We start from the raw sequence: 17,760 nt of genomic DNA on the forward strand, positions 1-17,760 counted from the left end.
GAGCAGGGTGCGGCGCCGCGACCGGCGGCCCGCACGACCGGCTCCGGCGAGGCCGCGTCGTTCCACGAGATGTGGGCCGAGCTCGCACCCATCGGCCGCGACGCCGGCACCGGCGGGTACCGCCGGTACGCCTGGAGCGGGGCCGACGCCGACTGCCGGACCTGGTTCCAGGAGCAGGCCGAGGCGCGCGGGCTGACGTACGAGACGGACCGCAACGGCAACCAGTGGGCCTGGCTCGGCGACCCCCTCGCGGGGGACGCCGTGGTCACCGGCTCGCACCTGGACTCCGTCCCCGACGGCGGGGCCTTCGACGGCCCCCTCGGCGTGGTGTCCTCCTTCGCGGCCCTGGACGAGCTCCGCAGGCGGGGCGCGGAGTTCTCCAGGCCGCTGGCCATCACCAACTTCGGTGACGAGGAGGGCGCCCGCTTCGGGCTCGCCTGCGTCGGCTCCCGGCTCGCCGCCGGGCAGCTGACCAAGGACAAGGCGTACGAGCTGCGCGACGCCGAGGGCATCTCCCTGCCCCAGGCCATGGAGGCCGCCGGATACGACCCCGAGACCATCGGGGCCGACCCCGAACGCCTCGGCCGCATCGGCGCCTTCGTCGAGCTGCACGTGGAGCAGGGCCGGGCCCTGGACCTGTCCGGGGACCGGGTCGGCATCGCCTCCGCGATCTGGCCGCACGGCCGCTGGCGGTTCGACTTCCGCGGCGAGGCCAACCACGCCGGCACCACCCGGCTGGTCGACCGCCGCGACCCGATGCTCACCTACGCGGCGACCGTGCTGGCCGCCCGCAGCGAGGCGGCCCTCGCCGGGGCCGTCGCCACCTTCGGGAAGATCTCGGTCGAGCCCAACGGGGTCAACGCCATCCCCTCGCTCGTGCGCGGCTGGCTCGACTCCCGGGCCGCTGACCAGGCCACCCTCGACACGGTCGTCACGGCCATCGAGAAGGCCGCGCGCGAGCGCGCCGACCAGGACGGCATCGACCTCGGCATCGTCCGGGAGTCCTTCACCCCGGTCGTCGAGTTCGAGCACGCCCTGCGCGACGAGATGAACCGGATCCTGGGCGGTTCGGTCCCCGTTCTCGGGACCGGAGCGGGACACGACGCCGGGATCCTCTCGGCGGCCGTCCCGACCGCCATGCTGTTCGTGCGGAACCCGACCGGCGTCTCCCACTCCCCGCGGGAGTTCGCCGCCGAGGACGACTGCGTGGCCGGTGTCCTCGCCCTCGCCGACGTACTGGAAGGCCTGGCATGTCGTTGACGACGTACTGGCTGGAGCACGCCTGGCTCGGCACTCACGTCGAGCCGGGCGTTGCCCTGGAGGTCACGCAGGACGGGCGGATCGGCGCCCTGCGCACCGGGGTGCAGACCCCGCCGCCGGGCGCCGAGGTGCTGCGCGGCCTCACCCTCCCCGGGCTGGCCAACGCGCACAGCCACGCCTTCCACCGGGCCCTGCGGGGCACGGTCCAGGTCGGCTCCGGCACCTTCTGGACCTGGCGCGACCTCATGTACAAGGTCGCCCAGAACCTCACCCCCGACAGCTACTTCGCGCTCGCCCGCGCCGTCTATGCCGAGATGGCGCTGGCCGGCATCACCAACGTCGGCGAGTTCCACTACGTCCACCACGCGCCCGGCGGCGCCGCGTACGCCGACCCCAACGCGATGGGCGAGGCCCTGATCGAGGCAGCCGCCGCGGCCGGCATCCGGATCACCCTCCTGGACACGGCGTACCTGTCCTCGGGCTTCGGCGAGGCCCCCAACGCCCACCAGCTGCGCTTCTCCGACGGCACCGCCGAAGCCTGGGCCGAGCGCGCCAGTGCCCTCAAGCCCCGCGAGCACGCCCTGATCGGCGCCGCCATCCACTCGGTCCGCGCCGTACCGGCCGCCGAACTGGCCACCGTCGCCGGCTGGGCCGAGGAGCGCCGGGCGCCCCTGCACGTCCACCTCTCGGAGCAGACCGCGGAGAACGACGCCTGCCAGGCCGCCCACGGCCGTACGCCGACCCAGCTGCTGGCCGACCACGGCGTGCTCGGCCCGCGCACCACCGGCGTCCACAACACGCACCTCACGGACACGGACATCGCCCTCCTGGGCGGGACCACCACCGGCACGTGCATGTGCCCCACCACCGAACGCGACCTCGCGGACGGCATCGGCCCGGCGGTCCGGCTCCAGCACGCGGGCAGCCCGCTGTCCCTGGGCAGCGACAGCCACGCCGTGATCGACCTGCTCGAAGAGGCCCGCGCGATGGAGCTCAACGAGCGCCTGCGCAGCCGCACCCGGGGCCACTGGACGGCGAACGCCCTGCTTGCCGCCGCCACCGAGGACGGCCACGCCGCCCTCGGACTCCCGGACGCGGGCCGCCTGGAGGCGGGCGCGCTCGCGGACTTCACCACGATCGCGCTGGACTCCGTACGCACGGCGGGCCCGCTGGCCCGGCTGGGTGCCGAGACGGCCGTCTTCGCCGCCACCGCCTCGGACGTCCGCCACACGGTGGTGGGCGGCCGCCACGTGGTCCGCGACGGTCACCACACCCTGGTCGGGGACGTCCCGACGGCCCTGTCCGAGTCCATCGCGGCCCTCCGCTCCTGACCGCGGCGCCTGCGGCGGGCCCTTCCCCCACCCCGCCCCTTCCCGAAACCGGGCTCCGCCCGGACCCGGTCCTCAAACGCCGGACGGGCTGAAAAACAGCCCCGCCGGCGTTTGAGGCGCGGGGTCTGGGGCGGAGCCCCAGCTACGAGAGGAACCCGTGACCACCACCGCCATCACCAACATCGGCAGCCTCGTCACCAACGACCCGTCCGTCGGAGACGGCTCCGCCCTCGGCCTCATCCAGGACGCGGCCGTCGTCATCGAGGACGACAAGATCGCCTGGGTCGGCCCCACCGCCAAGGCCCCGGCGGCGGACGACACGTACGACGCCGCCGGCCGCGCCGTCATCCCCGGCTTCGTCGACTCCCACTCCCACCTCGTCTTCGCCGGCGACCGCACCCAGGAGTTCAACGCCCGGATGTCGGGCCGCGCCTACTCCGCCGGCGGCATCCGCACCACCGTCGCCGCCACCCGCGCCGCCACCGACGCGGAGCTGGAGGCGGGCCTGGTGCGCCACCTCGACGAGGCCCGCCGCCAGGGCACCACCACCTTCGAGACCAAGTCCGGCTACGGCCTCACCGTCGCCGACGAGGCCCGCGCCCTGCGCATCGCCGCCGCGCACACCGAGGAGGTCACCTACCTCGGCGCGCACATCGTCTCCCCGGACTTCGCGGAGGACCCGGCCGGCTACGTCGACCTCGTCACCGGCGAGATGCTGGAGGCCTGCGCCCCGTACGCCCGCTGGGTGGACGTCTTCTGCGAGAAGGGCGCCTTCGACGGCGACCAGGCCCGCGCGATCCTCACCGCCGGGGCCGCCGCCGGGCTGATCCCCCGGGTGCACGCCAACCAGCTCTCCTACGGGCCCGGCGTCCAGCTCGCCGTCGAGCTGGAGGCCGCCTCCGCCGACCACTGCACCCACCTCACCGACGCCGACGTCGACGCCCTCGCGCAAGCCGCCGGCACCACCGTCGCCACCCTGCTGCCCGGCGCCGAGTTCTCCACGCGCGCCCAGTGGCCCGACGCCCGGCGCCTGATCGACGCGGGTGCCACCGTCGCCCTGTCCACGGACTGCAACCCCGGCTCCTCCTACACGAGTTCGATGCCCTTCTGTATCGCGCTCGCGGTCCGCGACATGCGGATGACCCCCGACGAGGCCCTCTGGTCGGCCACCGCCGGCGGCGCCCGCGCCCTGCGCCGCGAGGACATCGGCCGCGTGGCCCCCGGAGCCCGTGCCGACCTGGCCCTGTTGGACGCCCCGAGCCACGTCCACCTCGCCTACCGGCCGGGCGTACCGCTCGTGTCCGGCGTCTGGCAGCGGGGCCGCCGCGTGCACTGACGAACGGTCAATCCCGGGTTGTCCTTTGTCTTCCCTCCGTAAGCCCCCGGGCTTACCTTGAGCCACCGATCTGATGTGTCGTCAGTTTTCTGTGGCCCGAGGGGAAGACGAAGGTGTCCGACCGCAAACGCACCACCGCGCTCGCGCTGGCCTCCGCGCTGGCCGGATCGGCGGTGCTGTTCACCGCCCCCGCGGCCCATGCCGCCGTCGTCGACATCGCCTACGACTGCAAGACCCCGATCGGGGACAAGTCGGCGGTGTCGCCCATCGAGATCAAGGCCGTCAAGGAGGGCGACGGGTACAAGCTGACGATGTCCTTCCAGAAGGGCGTCTCGTCCAGCCCCATCGAACTCGGCAAGGGCGCGATGAAGCCCAGCGCCGTCGTCCTCGTCGACGGCGCCGAGAAGGCGTCCGTGCCGGTCTCGGGCCCGTCCAACCCCGAGGCCGTCCCCCCGGACACACCCATCAAGATCACCGACCTCTCGGGCACCTACACGCCCAAGAAGAGCGGCAAGGTCACCTTCACCGCCGGGGTGCTCACCATCGTGGCGATGGGCACCACGACGACCTGCACCCCCGGCAACAGCCCGAAGCCCTCGCTGGAACTGGACGTCACGGCGGCCGGCGCCGGGAACGCGCAGGCCGGCGCCGACACCACCGGCGACACCCTCCCGCAGACCGGGCCCGCCGACTCCGCCCTGGCCCTCGGCACCCTCGGCGGCACCGTGCTGCTCTCCGGCGCCGTCGGCGTGCTCTGGCTGACCCGGCGCGGCCGGCGGGCCCGGTCCTGAACGGAGCACCCCGGTCATGCACGTGCTCCCCACCCTGAGGCGCGCCGGAGCCGTCCTGCTGCTCGCCGCCGCTGCGCTGTACGCGGCCCCCGCGCACCCCGCGGCCGCCGACGAGCCGGGCTGGACCGCCGAGCCCGCCGCCGGAGCCGCGGCCACCGTCCGCCCGTACTTCTACCTGGCCGGTGCCGCCGGCACCGTGCTGGAGGACCGCCTCGCCCTGGCCAACACCACCGACCAGGAGCGCACCATCACGCTGCGCGGGGCCGACGCCTACAACACGGCCGACGGCGCCTTCGCGGTCCGCCTGGCGGCGCCCGGCAGCGGGGCCACCGGGGCCACCGGGGCCGGTTCCTGGATCAGCTTCGGGGCCGCCGCCACCGTGAAGGTCCCGCCCCGCACCCGTGCCGTGGTCCCCTTCACCCTCACCGTGCCGCCCGCCTCTCCGCCCGGCGACCACCCCGCCGCCGTGATCGCCACCGAGGGCGGCCACGAGGTCGGAGTACGGGTCCACCTGCGGGTCGGCGGCCCCGCCCTGGCCGCCCTCACGGTCGAGGACGTCGCCGTACGGGGCCGGGGCCAGGCCGCCGTCATCGCCTACACCCTCGTCAACCGCGGCAACGTGGCCCTCGTCCCCGACCTCCGGATCAGCGCCGAGGCCCTCATCGGCGAGGTGTCCGACCCGCCCCGCGGCCGCACCCTGCCGGTGGAACTGCTCCCCGGCCAGCGGGTGGAGCTCACCGAGCCCTGGCCCGGCGCCCCGGCCTTCGACCGGGTCCGCGTCACCCTCACCGTGACGGCCCCCGGCGGCGCCCGCGCGGTGGCCACCGGCTCGCGCTGGCTCGTCCCCCGGGGCCCGGCCGGCTGGACCGGGGCCGGCCTGCTCTGCCTCGGCGCGGCCACCGCCGCCGCGCTGTACCTCGTACGCGGCCGGCGGCCCCGACCGGGACCGGACCCGGAGCCGGACGCGCCGTCCGCGGCCGGTCCGACGACCCCTGCACCGCACCACGAACTGACGGGAGCCGCCAGGTGAGAAGAGTCGGAGCCCTGCTGGCCGCGGGGTTGGCGGTGTGCGCCCTCGCCCTGTTCCCCACGGGCCCGGCCGCGGCCGCCGAGGGCGAGCCGGCCGTGGCGCTCTCGCTCCAGGAGGCCGCCAAGGGCACCGGGATCACCGTCACCGGTACCGGCTGGCCGGCCAAGACGCTGGTGATGCTGCTGGTCTGCGGCCAGAACATGATCGGCGGCACCAACAGCTGCGCCAACGCCGACGGCGCCGCCGTCTCCGTCGGCGCCGACGGCCGCTTCACCGCCCAGCTGCCCGTGGTGGCACCGCCCAAGCCGTGCCCCTGCATCGTCAACGTCACCTCCGTCAACGGTGACCAGTCCACCGTCGCGACCCCCCTGAAGATCACCGACCACCCGGTCGCCGAGCTGCCCGCCGAATCCGGTACGGCCCGCCTCGCGATGCTCACCGGGGTCCGGCTGGAGGGCGAGGACGGGGTGCTGACCTGGTTCGGCGCCCCGCCCGCCCGGAAGTTCAAGGTCACCGTCGGCAATCTCGGCCCGGTCCCGGTCAAGGACCCGGTCTTCCAGCTCGGCACCGCGCACGGGGTGTTCGCCCCGCTGTGGGAGGAGGCCCGCTGGAAGGGCACCATCCCGCCCGGCGGCAAGGCGGAGATCGCGCTCGACGTGGGCCTCGCCGCCGGCGCCCACGGCGACTACACGATCTCCCTCAAGTACGGCGAGACCGTGGTGGCCACGCAGCCCTGGGGCGTGGACCGCCCGTACGGGGTGCTGCTCTTCTGGGGCCTGCTCCTGCTGGTGATCCCGGCCGCGGTCTTCCGCATCGGCATGGCGATCGTCGACCGGGTGCGGCCGCGCGCCGCGCCCGCCGCCGGCCGCCACCGCGGTACGGGTCCCGCGGCCGCAGCCGCGGCGGCCTCCGCCGTGACGGCCCGACTGCCGAAGATCCCGGCCCTGCGGCCCCCGGAGCCGGCCCCGGGCCCCGACCGCCCGGAGCAGTCCCCCCAGACCACCACGGCGGTCCTGCCGTGGTTCACCCCGGACAGTACGCCGGGCACAGCACCACAGGCGTCCGCACCGTCTGAGAACCGTTCGACGACGAAGGGACATTCGTGAAAACCCAACGGAGGGTGAGCGCGGCCGTGATCGCGCTGATGCTCGGCGGCGCCGGTATCGCCATCGGAGCCACTCCCGCCCAGGCCGCGGAGACCAAGTTCAACGTCAAGTGCGTTCCCCCGGCCGGGGGCGGTAGTCCGGTGGAGGGGGAGACCACCGCCAAGGTCACCGCTCCCGCCTCGGCGAAGGTCGGCGACGAGGTCGACGTGTCCTGGGAGACGGTGAAGCCGGCCTCGAACAACACGGACCTGATGGACATCCCGCAGGACGCGGTCCAGCCCACGGGCTGGATCACCGTGGGCGGCGGTGGCGGTGAGCTGAAGGTCGTCGGGGAGAAGAAGAACCCGCCGATCCCGAAGAAGGCGCCCATGGTGATGTCCGTGATGAAGGGAAAGCTGAAGCTCACCAAGGCCGGGAAGATCACGCTGACCCCCGGCAAGTACGACGTGGCCGTCACCTTCTCCTTCGGCACCTTCGTCACCAAGTGCGCCCCGACCGGCAGCGTGGGCGTCGGGGCCACCATCGACGTGGCGGCCGGCTCCAGCGGCGGGACGACGACCGGTGGCACCACCTCGGGGGGCTCCACGACCACCGGCGGCTCCACCACCTCGGGCGGTTCCACGACCACCGGCGGTTCCACCACCACTTCGGGCGGATCGGCTTCGGGCGGTTCCGCCTCCGGCGGCGGGGGCGGCCAGACCGACTTCCCCGGCAAGGCGGTCGAGGTGGCCTTCGACTGCGGTCCGGTCGTCCCGGGGGGCATCAAGACCCCGGTCACCATCAACGCGAAGAAGAACGGCGGCAGCTACGACCTGACGGTCAAGACCGCCAAGGGTGCGATGGCGGCGCCCATGGCCCTGCCCGCGGGAGCGCTCAAGCCCTCGATGGACGTGAAGCTCGGCGGGGCGGACAGCGGCACGGTCAAGGTCTCCGGCCCGGCCAACGCGGAGCCGATCCCGGACAAGGCCCCGGTCAGCCTCAGCGACATGACGGGCACCTACAAGCCCGGCAAGAGCGGCAAGGTGACGCTGAGCCCGGACCAGCTGACGATCGACGTCACGATGGCCCCCGGCGCCACCCCGATCAACGTCCCCTGCAAGGCGACGAGCAGCGGGGTCTCGCTGGAACTGGACACCGCCGCACAGCCGGGGGGCTCCGGCTCCTCGACGAGCACCACCGGCAGCGCCACCTCGGGCGGCCTCGCCGAGACCGGCGCGGAGGACGAGGGCGGGATCAAGGCCCTGGCCCTGGTCGCCGGCACGGTGATCCTGCTCGGCGGCGCGGTGTTCACCTTCACCCCGTGGCGCCGCCTGCGCGGCACCCGCTGACCGATGAGAAGCCACCGTCGAGCGACCGTGCGCGTCCTGGCTCTGATGCCGGGGCGCGCACGGCTTTCGGACGGCGCGCCCGCACAGCGCCGTTCGTTCTCCCTTCCCCCCTTCGGGGAGGCAGTTCCCGCCGACTGGCGGATACCGGTTCTCCCACGGTCCGGCGAAGATCGGCGAGCGACCTCCTGGCGGGCGGGCGCGAGCCCGACCGGCGCGCGGTCGGCTCCTGCTTCACATCGGAGAACGGACAGTCCCATGAAGTTGAAATTCGCCGTCGCGACGCTGGCCGTCGCCTCGGCCCTGAGTGTGCTCGGAGCGCCGGCGGTCTCCGCGGCCGCTGCCGGCGGCGGTTGCAGGACGACCGCGGAACTGGACGGCATGGGCCGCCCGAATGCCACGTCCAGGTGCACCGGACGCTTCGCCTCCGGTGCGCAGCACCGCGCGAAGATCATCTGCGACATGGTGCAGGGTGCCCGCGAACACGTGGTGCGCCGGACCTACCGCAGCGACTGGGCCCCCACCGGCTCGGCCGCCTCGGTCCGCTGCGGGTCCAAGTCCTTCCTCGTCGGATTCGGCTCCGAGGTGCGGGGCGCCTGATTCCACGGCGCCGTTGGAGGGCCCCGAACACCGCGACGGCCCGGCACGCCGGAAGGCGTGCCGGGCCGTCGCCCGCGTGGAGGCGTGCGTCAGCGCACCTCGCCCATGAGCGTCTTGACGTTCCTGCGGTACATGAAGACCGCGAGAGCCGCCAGGCAGGCGAGGGTGGCCTCGATCGCGACCGCTCCGGTGCCGTTGAGGTCCACACCGAACACGGCGGGGTCGGAGAGCAGGCTCGTGATGGAGTCGCCGGCGGTGACCGCCAGGAACCACACGCCCATCATCTGGGAGGCGTACTTGGCCGGGGCCATCTTCGTGGTGACCGACAGACCCACCGGGGAGAGGCACAGCTCGCCCACCGTGTGGATCAGGTAGATGCCGACCAGCCACATCGGGCTTACCGACTGGCCGCCTGCGGCCATGCCGAGCGGCACCAGGAAGAAGAAGAACGAGACCGAGATGATGAACAGCGCCATCGCGAACTTGCCGACCGTCGAGGGCTCCTTGCCCTTGCGGTTCAGCCACATCCAGATCCATGCCATGACCGGGGCCAGGCACATGATGAAGAGCGGGTTCAGCGACTGGTACCAGGACGAGGGGAACTCGAAGCCGAGCAGCGAGCCGGAAGCCTTGGTCTCACCGAAGGACTGGACGGTCGAGGCGCCCTGGTCGTAGATCATCCAGAAGACGGCGGCGGCGAGGAAGAACCAGATGTAACCGGTCATCTTCGACTGCTCGGTCCGGTCGAGGTCCTTGTCCCGCTTGATGCGGATCAGCACAACGGTCGGGACGATCAGACCGATCAGGGTCAGCGGGATGGTCGCCCACGCCTTGGTGAACATGCCTGCCATGCCCACGGCGGTGTAGAACACGGCCACGATCGCGACCGCGATGACGATCTTGCGGATCCAGGCGGTGCGCTCTCCGGCCGACAGCGGCTTCGGGACGACGGAGCTGACCGGGTTCAGGTTCTTGGTGCCCAGCAGGAAGGCGACCAGACCGATGCCCATGCCGACCGCGGCCAGCGCGAAGCCGAGGTGCCAGTTGACCTTCTGGCCGACGGTGCCGATGATCAGCGGCGCGAAGAAGGCACCCGCGTTGATGCCCATGTAGAAGATGGTGAAGCCACCGTCACGGCGCGGGTCGTTCGCGTCCTTGTAGAGCTGGCCGACCATCGTGGAGATGTTGGCCTTCAGCAGACCGGAGCCCACGGCCACCAGGGCCAGACCGATGAAGAAGGTCCCGCCGCCCGGAAGGGCGAGGACGATGTGGCCGCACATGATCGTCACGGCCGCGATCGTCACGGTCTTGCGGGGGCCCCAGACACGGTCGCCCAGCCACCCGCCCGGCAGGGCGAGGAGGTAGACCATGGAGACGTAGATGGAGAACACGGTGATCGCCGTGCCCTCGTCCATCCCTATGCCGCCCGCCAGGCTGCCCTTCTTGGCGTCCGGGCCACCTGAGAGCAGGTAGACGAGGAGGAGGGCCTTCATGCCGTAGAAGCTGAAGCGCTCCCACATCTCGGTCATGAACAGAGTGGCCAGGCCACGGGGGTGGCCGAAGAAGGTCTTCTCGGCGGACGGATCCGCCGACTCCTTCATCAGGCTGGAAGCCATGGTCGATCCTTGCTTGCTCGGGACGCATCGGCTTCGTGAGCTCATCCGCGCCCGGTGGGGGGTGGCCGGCACCGGCGGACGGATCTCCCACCCCACGCCTCGGGGCCCGCCCCACGGGGATGGGGGGCGGAAGGACATCCGTAACCGGGGTCCACGCCCTCCCGCGCGGTCATACGCGAGGGGCCCGGCCAACAGGTCGTTCACTGTCGTCAAGACGGGCCGGGTCGGTCCCCGAGGGGACTGTCCGTCCGGTTCAGGACAGAAATAGAGACCTTCGTGCTGCTTTTCGGCACAAAGGTCCCTGAGGTACTGCATCAGGCGTCTCGCCACCATACGACACGACACTGCGGCATATGAAAGGACTTGAGAGATGGATCACAAGGCGAGTCGGGAACCGTTCGACCATATTCGAAGGCGCTTAGTAGTTAATAAGCCCAGATAGCGAGGGGTCTTCCCGGGGGCCCCTGGTTTCAGCCGCCGCGGACTACCATCACCCACATGACGCGTGTACTGCTCGCCGAGGACGACGCATCCATCTCCGAGCCCCTGGCCCGCGCCCTGCGCCGGGAGGGGTACGAGGTCGAGGTCCGGGAGGACGGCCCCACCGCCCTGGACGCGGGACTGCAGGGCGGCGTCGACCTCGTCGTCCTCGACCTGGGCCTGCCGGGCATGGACGGCCTGGAGGTCGCCCGCCGACTGCGCGCCGAGGGCCACGGCTTCCCGATCCTGGTCCTCACCGCCCGGGCGGACGAGGTCGACACGGTCGTCGGCCTGGACGCCGGCGCCGACGACTACGTGACCAAGCCCTTCCGGCTGGCCGAACTGCTCGCCCGGGTCCGGGCCCTGCTCCGGCGCGGTGCCGCCGAGGCCGTCCAGCCCCCCGCCACCCACGGCGTGCGGATCGACGTCGAATCGCACCGGGCCTGGATGGGGGAGGAGGAGCTCCAGCTCACGGCCAAGGAGTTCGACCTGCTGCGGGTCCTGGTCCGCGACGCGGGCCGGGTCGTCACCCGCGACCAACTCATGCGCGAGGTCTGGGACACCACCTGGTGGTCCTCCACCAAGACCCTCGACATGCACATCTCCTGGCTGCGCAAGAAGCTCGGCGACGACGCCGCCAACCCCCGCTACATCGCCACCGTGCGGGGCGTCGGTTTCCGCTTCGAGAAGAGCTGACCGCCTCCTCCGGCCCCACCTGGGGCATGCTCTAGGGCATGCGCCGCCGCCTCATCAACTCCACGCTCGCCGTGGTGCTCGTCGTGATCGCCGTCTTCGGGGTCTCCCTCGTCATCGTGGAGACCCGGACCATCACCAGCAGCGCCCAGGACCGCATCGAGTCCGAGGCGCTGCGGCTCGTGGGCATCGTCGAGGCGAACGTCCTGGAGAAGAAGCCGATCGACCCCGTGGCCCTCGGCGAGCAGCTGGACGCCGGCCACCACGCGCGGATCACCGTCCCCGGCCAGCCGGCCGTGGACGTGGGCGCCCCGATCCCAGAGAGCGTGATCCGCGGCATTGCCCGCGGGGAGCAGGGCGAGGTCGTGGTCGTCGAGGAGTCCCGCTCGACCGTGACCCGCGAGGTCGGGCGGACCCTGGCCGTGGTCGGCGCAGTGGCCCTGCTGGCCGTCGTGGCGGCCGTCCTGCTCGCCGTACGGCAGGCCAACCGGCTGGCCTCCCCGCTCACCGACCTGGCCGAGACGGCGGAGCGGCTCGGCTCGGGCGACCCGCGGCCCCGGCACAAGCGGTACGGGGTCCCCGAGCTGGACCGGGTCGCGGACGTGCTGGACTCCAGCGCCGAGCGGATCGGCCGGATGCTGACGGCCGAGCGGCGCCTGGCCGCGGACGCCTCCCACCAGCTGCGCACCCCGCTCACCGCCCTCTCCATGCGGCTGGAGGAGATCACGGTCACCGACGACCTGGCGACCGTGCGGGAGGAGGCGACGATCGCCCTGACCCAGGTGGAGCGGCTCACGGACGTGGTGCAGCGGTTGCTCACGAACTCGCGGGACCCGCGGACTGGCTCGGCGGTCCCCTTCGACCTGGACGAGGTCGTCAAGCAGCAGGTCGAGGAGTGGCGGCCGGCCTACCGCAGCGCGGGCCGGGCCATCGTGCGCTCCGGACGCCAGGGCGTGCGGGCCGTCGGCACCCCGGGCGCGGTCTCGCAGGTGCTGGCCACCCTGGTGGAGAACGCCCTGATGCACGGCGGCGGCACCGTCGCGCTGCGCACCCGGGTGATCGGCAACCAGGCGGTGCTGGAGGTCACGGACGAGGGACCGGGCGTCCCGCCGGACCTCGGCAACCGGATCTTCGAGCGGGCCATCAGCGGCCGCAACTCCACCGGGATCGGCCTCGCGGTGGCCCGGGACCTCGCGGAGGCGGACGGCGGACGCCTGGAGCTGCTCCAGACGCAGCCGCCGGTGTTCGCGCTGTTCCTCAGCCGGACGGCCCCGGAACGGGCCGAACCGCAGGCCACGGTCCGCTAGGTCGCCTCTTTCGGATCTTGTCGGCCGAGCGGTGCTAGTTGTTCGCGGGTGCCGGCTCGGGGATCGGTTCCGGCCTGCGGTCCGGCTTCGGCAGGGGCGCCGGCTCCGGCATGGGCTCGGCCGGCTCCACCGGCGCGGGCAGGGCCCTGAAGACCCAGGTCCGGTACGACCAGAAGCGGAACACGGTGGCGGTCCCGATGCCGATGAACTTGAACACGTTGCTGGCGAGCGGGCCGTCCCAGCCGAACCCGTAGGTGGCGGTGTAGAGGACACCGCTCTCGATGACCAGGCCGATGCCGCTGAACGCGGCGAACAGGACCAGCTCGCGGGTACGGCCGCTCTTGGCGCGGTCCCGGTAGGCGAAGTAGCGGAAGCCGATGTAGTTCGTGGCGATGGCCACGACGGTGGCTATCACGCTCGCGCGCACCACCTGTAGGTCGGTGGTGTTGCGGATCAGGTTGAAGACACCCAGGTTGACCAGGACGCCCAGACCGCCGACCGCCCCGAACTTGGCCACCTCTCGTACGAGGCCGCGTACACGTTCGACGACAGATCCGCCAGGCGTGCTCATCAGTAGGTCAGTCCTGTCGGTCACCGCCCGCTTACGGGGCGTCCGGTGTTCTCCGTCAACCCACCCATGCTAAGTGTCCCCCCTGCGCTACGTCTGTGCCTTCCCGCACCCTGCGACGCACGGCACACGGGCGGATCGGGCCGGGGCCGTGTCCATGCGGGTCCTGATGGCCGAATACCGGCGGATACCCTGGAGGAGTGACGTTCCCGGTAGTCGGTATGGTCGGCGGCGGCCAGCTCGCCCGCATGACCCACGAGGCGGGCATCCCCCTCGGCATCAGATTCAAGCTCCTCAGTGACACTCCGCAGGACTCGGCGGCCCAGGTCGTGAGCGATGTCGTCATCGGCGACTATCGCGACCTGGAGACGTTGCGCGCCTTCGCGCGCGGCTGTGACGTGATCACCTTCGACCACGAGCACGTACCCACGGAGCACCTTCGGGCCCTGGAAGCGGACGGCATCCCCGTCCGCCCGGGGCCCGACGCTTTGGTACACGCCCAGGACAAGGGGGTGATGCGCGCCAAGCTCGACGAGATCGGCGCGCCCAGCCCCCGCCACCGGATCGTGAGCGGTCCGGACGACGTGGCCGCCTTCGCGGAAGAGGTCGGCGGGTTCCCCGTCATCCTCAAGACCGTGCGGGGCGGGTACGACGGCAAGGGGGTGTGGTTCGTCCGCACCCCCGAGGACGCGGCGGCCCCCTTCAAGGCGGGCGTCCCGGTCCTCGCGGAGGAGAAGGTCGATTTCGTCCGCGAGCTCGCGGCCAACATCGTCCGCTCCCCGCACGGCCAGGCGGTGGCCTACCCCGTCGTCGAGTCCCGCCAGGTGGACGGGGTCTGCGACACGGTGATCGCCCCGGCCCCGAACCTCTCGGAGGCCCTCGCGGGCGAGGCCCAGGCCCTCGCCCTGCGCATCGCCAAGGAACTCGGCGTGACCGGCCACCTGGCCGTGGAGCTGTTCGAGACCACCGACGGCCGGATCCTCGTCAACGAGCTGGCGATGCGTCCGCACAACAGCGGTCACTGGACCCAGGACGGGGCCGTGACCTCCCAGTTCGCCAACCACGTGCGCGCGGTCCTGGACCTTCCGCTGGGCGACCCGCGCCCCCGCGCCCCGTGGACGGTCATGGCGAACGTGCTGGGCGGGGACTACCCCGACATGTACGCGGCGTACCTGCACTGCATGGCCCACGACCCCCAGCTCAAGATCCACATGTACGGCAAGGACGTGAAACACGGTCGCAAGGTCGGCCACGTCAACACCTACGGCGACGACCTGGACGATGTGCTGGAGCGCGCACGTCACGCTGCCGATTACCTCAGAGGAACGGTCACCGCATGAGCACCACCGCAGCCCCCGTCATCGGCATCGTCATGGGCTCCGACTCGGACTGGCCCGTCATGGAGGCGGCCGCCCAGGCCCTCGACGAGTTCGAGATCCCCTACGAGGTCGACGTCGTGTCCGCCCACCGGATGCCGCGCGAGATGGTCGAGTACGGGGAGCGGGCCGCCGACCGCGGGCTGAAGGCGATCATCGCGGGCGCGGGCGGCGCCGCCCACCTGCCCGGCATGCTCGCCTCGGTCACCCCGCTGCCGGTCATCGGCGTGCCGGTGCCGCTGAAGTACCTCGACGGCATGGACTCGCTGCTGTCGATCGTCCAGATGCCCGCCGGGGTTCCCGTCGCCACCGTCTCGGTCGCCGGGGCGCGCAACGCGGGCCTGCTGGCCGTACGGATGCTGGCCGCCCACGACCCGGAGCTGCTGGTCCGGATGCGCGACTTCCAGCAGGAGCTCAACGACCAGGCCACCGAGAAGGGCAAGCGGCTGCGTACGAAGGTCGCGAACGCGGAGTCCTTCGGGTTCGGAAAGTGAGCGCGGCGCAGCGTCTGGACGAGGCGCGCGAGCTGCTGGCCGAACACCCCGTCGTGGACGGCCACAACGACCTGCCCTGGGCGCTGCGCGAGCAGGTGCGTTACGACCTGGCGCGACGGGACATCGCGGGCGACCAGTCCGCCCACCTGCACACCGACATCCCGCGGCTGCGCGCCGGCGGGGTCGGCGCGCAGTTCTGGTCCGTGTACGTGCGCTCCGACTACGCCGGTGACGAGGCGGTCAGCGCCACCCTGGAGCAGATCGACGTCGTCGCCCAGCTGATCGACCGTTATCCCGGCGACCTCGTGCGGGCGCTGACGGCGGACGACATGGAGGCGGCCCGCGCCGACGGCCGGATCGCCTCGCTGATGGGTGCCGAGGGCGGCCACTCCATCAACAACTCGCTGGCCACCCTGCGCGCCCTGCACCAGCTGGGCGTGCGGTACATGACGCTCACGCACAACGACAACATCGATTGGGCGGACTCGGCGACCGACGAGCCCCGGCACGGCGGCCTGACCGACTTCGGCCGCGAGGTCGTCCGCGAGATGAACCGCGTCGGCATGCTGGTGGACCTCTCGCACGTCGCGGCGACGACGATGCGGGACGCGATCGCGGTCTCGGCCGCACCGGTGGTGTTCTCGCACTCCTCGGCGCGGGCGGTCTGCGACCACCCCCGCAACATCCCCGACGACGTACTGGCGACGCTGCCGGGCAACGGCGGGGTGGCGATGGCCACCTTCGTGCCGAAGTTCATCCTCCCGGCGGCCGTCGAGTGGACCCTGGCCGCGGACGAGAACCTGCGCGCGCACGGTTTCCACCACCTGGACACCACCCCCGAGGCGATGGCCCTGCACCGGGCCTTCGAGGAGGGGCGCCCGCGCCCGGTGGCCACGGCCGCGACGGTGGCCGACCACCTGGACCACATGCGCGAGGTGGCCGGCATCGACCACATCGGCATCGGCGGGGACTACGACGGCACGGCCTTCACCCCGTCCGGCCTGGACGACGTGGCGGGTTATCCGAACCTCGTCGCCGAGCTGCTCACGCGCGGCTGGTCGAAGGCCGATCTGGCGAAGCTGACCTGGACCAACGCGGTACGGGTGCTGCGCGACGCGGAGTCGGTGGCCCGCGACCTGTCGGCCTCCCGGGGCCCGTCGAACGCGGTGATCCGGTAGCGGAAGCGGTGCCCGGCGCGCGGTGACAGGGCGACCTGCGGGTCACTCGAACGCTGCGTCCGCCGGGCGGCTCTGCCGTCCCGCGTGTCACGGTGGCACCACCTCTTCCCTGCTGCCGCCGAGACCGGAGCGAACGCCATGGCCGACCTGCAGGATGAACCCCACTCCGTGGGCATCGGAGCCGAAGACCTCCCCGCACCCGCGGTGGCGGCGGGCGCCCTCGACCGGGCCGTCGCGCTGCTGGCCGTCCATCCCGTGGCCGACGGCTGCAACACCCTGGTCCGGACGCTGCACCAGAGCCCGTACCACGACATCGAAACCTCGGACACGGGTGTGGACACGGACATCCCGCGGCTGCGCGCCGGGGGAGTGGGGGCCCAGTTCTGGTCCCTGCTCGTGCCGTCGGGGCGGGCGTCCGAGGACGCCCCCGGTGACCAGGTGCTCTCCGACACGCTGGACCAGATCGACACGGCGCTGACCCTGATGCGCAGCTACCCGAACAGCCTCTGCCTGGCCCTCAGCGCCGGCGACCTGGCGGACGCCCGCAACCGGGGCCGCATCGCCTCGTTCCTGGGTCCGGTGCCCGGCCGCACGCTGACCGGATCGCTGGGCGCACTGCGGGCCTTCCACGCGCTGGGCGTACGGATCCTCGCGCCCGCGGGAGCGCCCTGGGCGCAGGAGGAGTTGACGGCCTTCGGCCACGAGGTGGTCCGCGAGGCGAACCGGCTGGCGATCCTGTTGGACCTCACGGGCTGCGCACCGGCGGTTGCCTGCCGGATCGCGGGGGCCTCGAAGACGCCGGTGATCATCTCGAACACGGGAGCGGCCTCGCTGAACCCGCATCCGGGGAACGTCACCGACGAGGTCCTGGCCGCGCTGCGGGAGGCGAACGGCCTGGCGATGGTCACCTTCGACACCGCGCGCACCGGGGACTCCCTGCACGCGGTGGCGGACCACCTCGACCACGTACGGGCCATCGCGGGCCCGCACGGCGTCGGACTCGGCGCCACCTTCGGCACCGGACCGGGCCACCCCCGTCCGACGGGCCTGACCGACCCCTCCGGCTATCCGCGGCTCATCGCGGAGCTCCTGGAACGCGGCTGGCCGGAGTCCGAGGTGGCCCTGCTGACCTGGGGCAACGCCCAGCGGGTCCTGCGCGACGCCGAATTCACCTCCCGCGCCGCCGCCCACCGCCGCTAGCTCAGCCCCACCGGCTAACTCAGCCCCGCCGGCGATTGAGGCGCGGGGTCCGGGGCAGCGCCCCGGCAA

At 72.5% G+C, this 17,760-nt stretch carries 16 protein-coding genes; 14 read left to right on the top strand and 2 right to left on the bottom strand.

Features of this window, described 5'->3' with window-relative positions:
* The first annotated feature begins 69 nt into the window (after positions 1-69).
* From OG594_RS05660 to OG594_RS05695, 8 genes are all read left to right on the top strand, one after another.
* A complete protein-coding gene (locus OG594_RS05660; protein ID WP_266602646.1) occupies positions 70-1,260 on the top strand; it encodes an allantoate amidohydrolase in 1,191 nt (396 codons plus the stop codon).
* Positions 1,251-2,591, top strand: coding sequence for a formimidoylglutamate deiminase (locus tag OG594_RS05665; protein ID WP_266595764.1), 1,341 nt, complete (start codon positions 1,251-1,253; stop codon positions 2,589-2,591). Before OG594_RS05660 ends, OG594_RS05665 begins: the two co-directional genes overlap by 10 nt.
* 157 nt (positions 2,592-2,748) lie before the next feature.
* Complete coding sequence (gene hutI, locus OG594_RS05670) at positions 2,749-3,927, top strand: imidazolonepropionase (RefSeq protein WP_266595766.1); 1,179 nt, start codon at positions 2,749-2,751, stop codon at positions 3,925-3,927.
* A 113-nt stretch (positions 3,928-4,040) separates the two neighbouring features.
* Entirely contained in the window at positions 4,041-4,718 is a 678-nt protein-coding gene (locus tag OG594_RS05675) for an LPXTG cell wall anchor domain-containing protein (RefSeq protein WP_266595768.1), read from the top strand.
* Between the two features lie 16 nt (positions 4,719-4,734).
* A complete protein-coding gene (locus OG594_RS05680) occupies positions 4,735-5,748 on the top strand; it encodes a hypothetical protein (protein WP_266595770.1) in 1,014 nt (337 codons plus the stop codon).
* On the top strand, positions 5,745-6,854 hold the full coding sequence (locus tag OG594_RS05685) for a neocarzinostatin apoprotein domain-containing protein (RefSeq protein ID WP_266595772.1): 1,110 nt from the start codon (positions 5,745-5,747) through the stop codon (positions 6,852-6,854). Before OG594_RS05680 ends, OG594_RS05685 begins: the two co-directional genes overlap by 4 nt.
* Positions 6,855-6,868: 14 nt before the next feature.
* Positions 6,869-8,182 carry a hypothetical protein gene (locus tag OG594_RS05690; RefSeq protein WP_266595775.1) on the top strand — a complete coding sequence of 438 codons (1,314 nt, stop codon included), beginning with the start codon at positions 6,869-6,871 and terminating at the stop codon, positions 8,180-8,182.
* A 255-nt stretch (positions 8,183-8,437) separates the two neighbouring features.
* The gene (locus tag OG594_RS05695) at positions 8,438-8,779 is read left to right on the top strand and encodes a hypothetical protein (protein WP_266595777.1); all 342 of its coding nucleotides are present in this window, start codon (positions 8,438-8,440) and stop codon (positions 8,777-8,779) included.
* An 89-nt stretch (positions 8,780-8,868) separates the two neighbouring features.
* Here the strand turns inward: OG594_RS05695 and OG594_RS05700 are convergent, their stop codons facing one another.
* Positions 8,869-10,395 carry a peptide MFS transporter gene (locus OG594_RS05700; RefSeq protein WP_266595779.1) on the bottom strand — a complete coding sequence of 509 codons (1,527 nt, stop codon included), beginning with the start codon at positions 10,393-10,395 and terminating at the stop codon, positions 8,869-8,871.
* 498 nt (positions 10,396-10,893) lie between these two features.
* Here OG594_RS05700 and OG594_RS05705 point away from each other — a divergent pair, with 498 nt between their 5' ends.
* Positions 10,894-11,571, top strand: coding sequence for a response regulator transcription factor (locus tag OG594_RS05705; protein ID WP_266595781.1), 678 nt, complete (start codon positions 10,894-10,896; stop codon positions 11,569-11,571).
* A gap of 38 nt (positions 11,572-11,609) precedes the next feature.
* Positions 11,610-12,875 carry an ATP-binding protein gene (locus OG594_RS05710; RefSeq protein ID WP_266595783.1) on the top strand — a complete coding sequence of 422 codons (1,266 nt, stop codon included), beginning with the start codon at positions 11,610-11,612 and terminating at the stop codon, positions 12,873-12,875.
* Between the two features lie 34 nt (positions 12,876-12,909).
* On the opposite strand, the gene OG594_RS05715 is transcribed toward OG594_RS05710, so the two are convergent.
* The gene (locus OG594_RS05715; RefSeq protein ID WP_266595785.1) at positions 12,910-13,446 is read right to left on the bottom strand and encodes a GtrA family protein; all 537 of its coding nucleotides are present in this window, start codon (positions 13,444-13,446) and stop codon (positions 12,910-12,912) included.
* Positions 13,447-13,664: 218 nt separating this feature from the next.
* Between OG594_RS05715 and OG594_RS05720 the strand changes: the two genes are divergently transcribed.
* The 4 genes from OG594_RS05720 (at position 13,665) to OG594_RS05735 (ending at position 17,691) form a co-directional block, all read left to right on the top strand.
* The gene (locus tag OG594_RS05720) at positions 13,665-14,783 is read left to right on the top strand and encodes a 5-(carboxyamino)imidazole ribonucleotide synthase (RefSeq protein WP_266602648.1); all 1,119 of its coding nucleotides are present in this window, start codon (positions 13,665-13,667) and stop codon (positions 14,781-14,783) included.
* Complete coding sequence (gene purE, locus OG594_RS05725) at positions 14,780-15,313, top strand: 5-(carboxyamino)imidazole ribonucleotide mutase (RefSeq protein WP_266595787.1); 534 nt, start codon at positions 14,780-14,782, stop codon at positions 15,311-15,313. Before OG594_RS05720 ends, purE begins: the two co-directional genes overlap by 4 nt.
* On the top strand, positions 15,310-16,491 hold the full coding sequence (locus OG594_RS05730) for a dipeptidase (RefSeq protein WP_266595789.1): 1,182 nt from the start codon (positions 15,310-15,312) through the stop codon (positions 16,489-16,491). Before purE ends, OG594_RS05730 begins: the two co-directional genes overlap by 4 nt.
* 138 nt (positions 16,492-16,629) lie before the next feature.
* Positions 16,630-17,691 (top strand): membrane dipeptidase, encoded by a 1,062-nt coding sequence (locus OG594_RS05735; RefSeq protein WP_266595791.1) that lies wholly within the window; start codon positions 16,630-16,632, stop codon positions 17,689-17,691.
* Positions 17,692-17,760 lie beyond the last annotated feature (69 nt).

Source organism: Streptomyces sp. NBC_01214, from assembly GCF_026340975.1.
GTDB lineage: Bacteria > Actinomycetota > Actinomycetes > Streptomycetales > Streptomycetaceae > Streptomyces.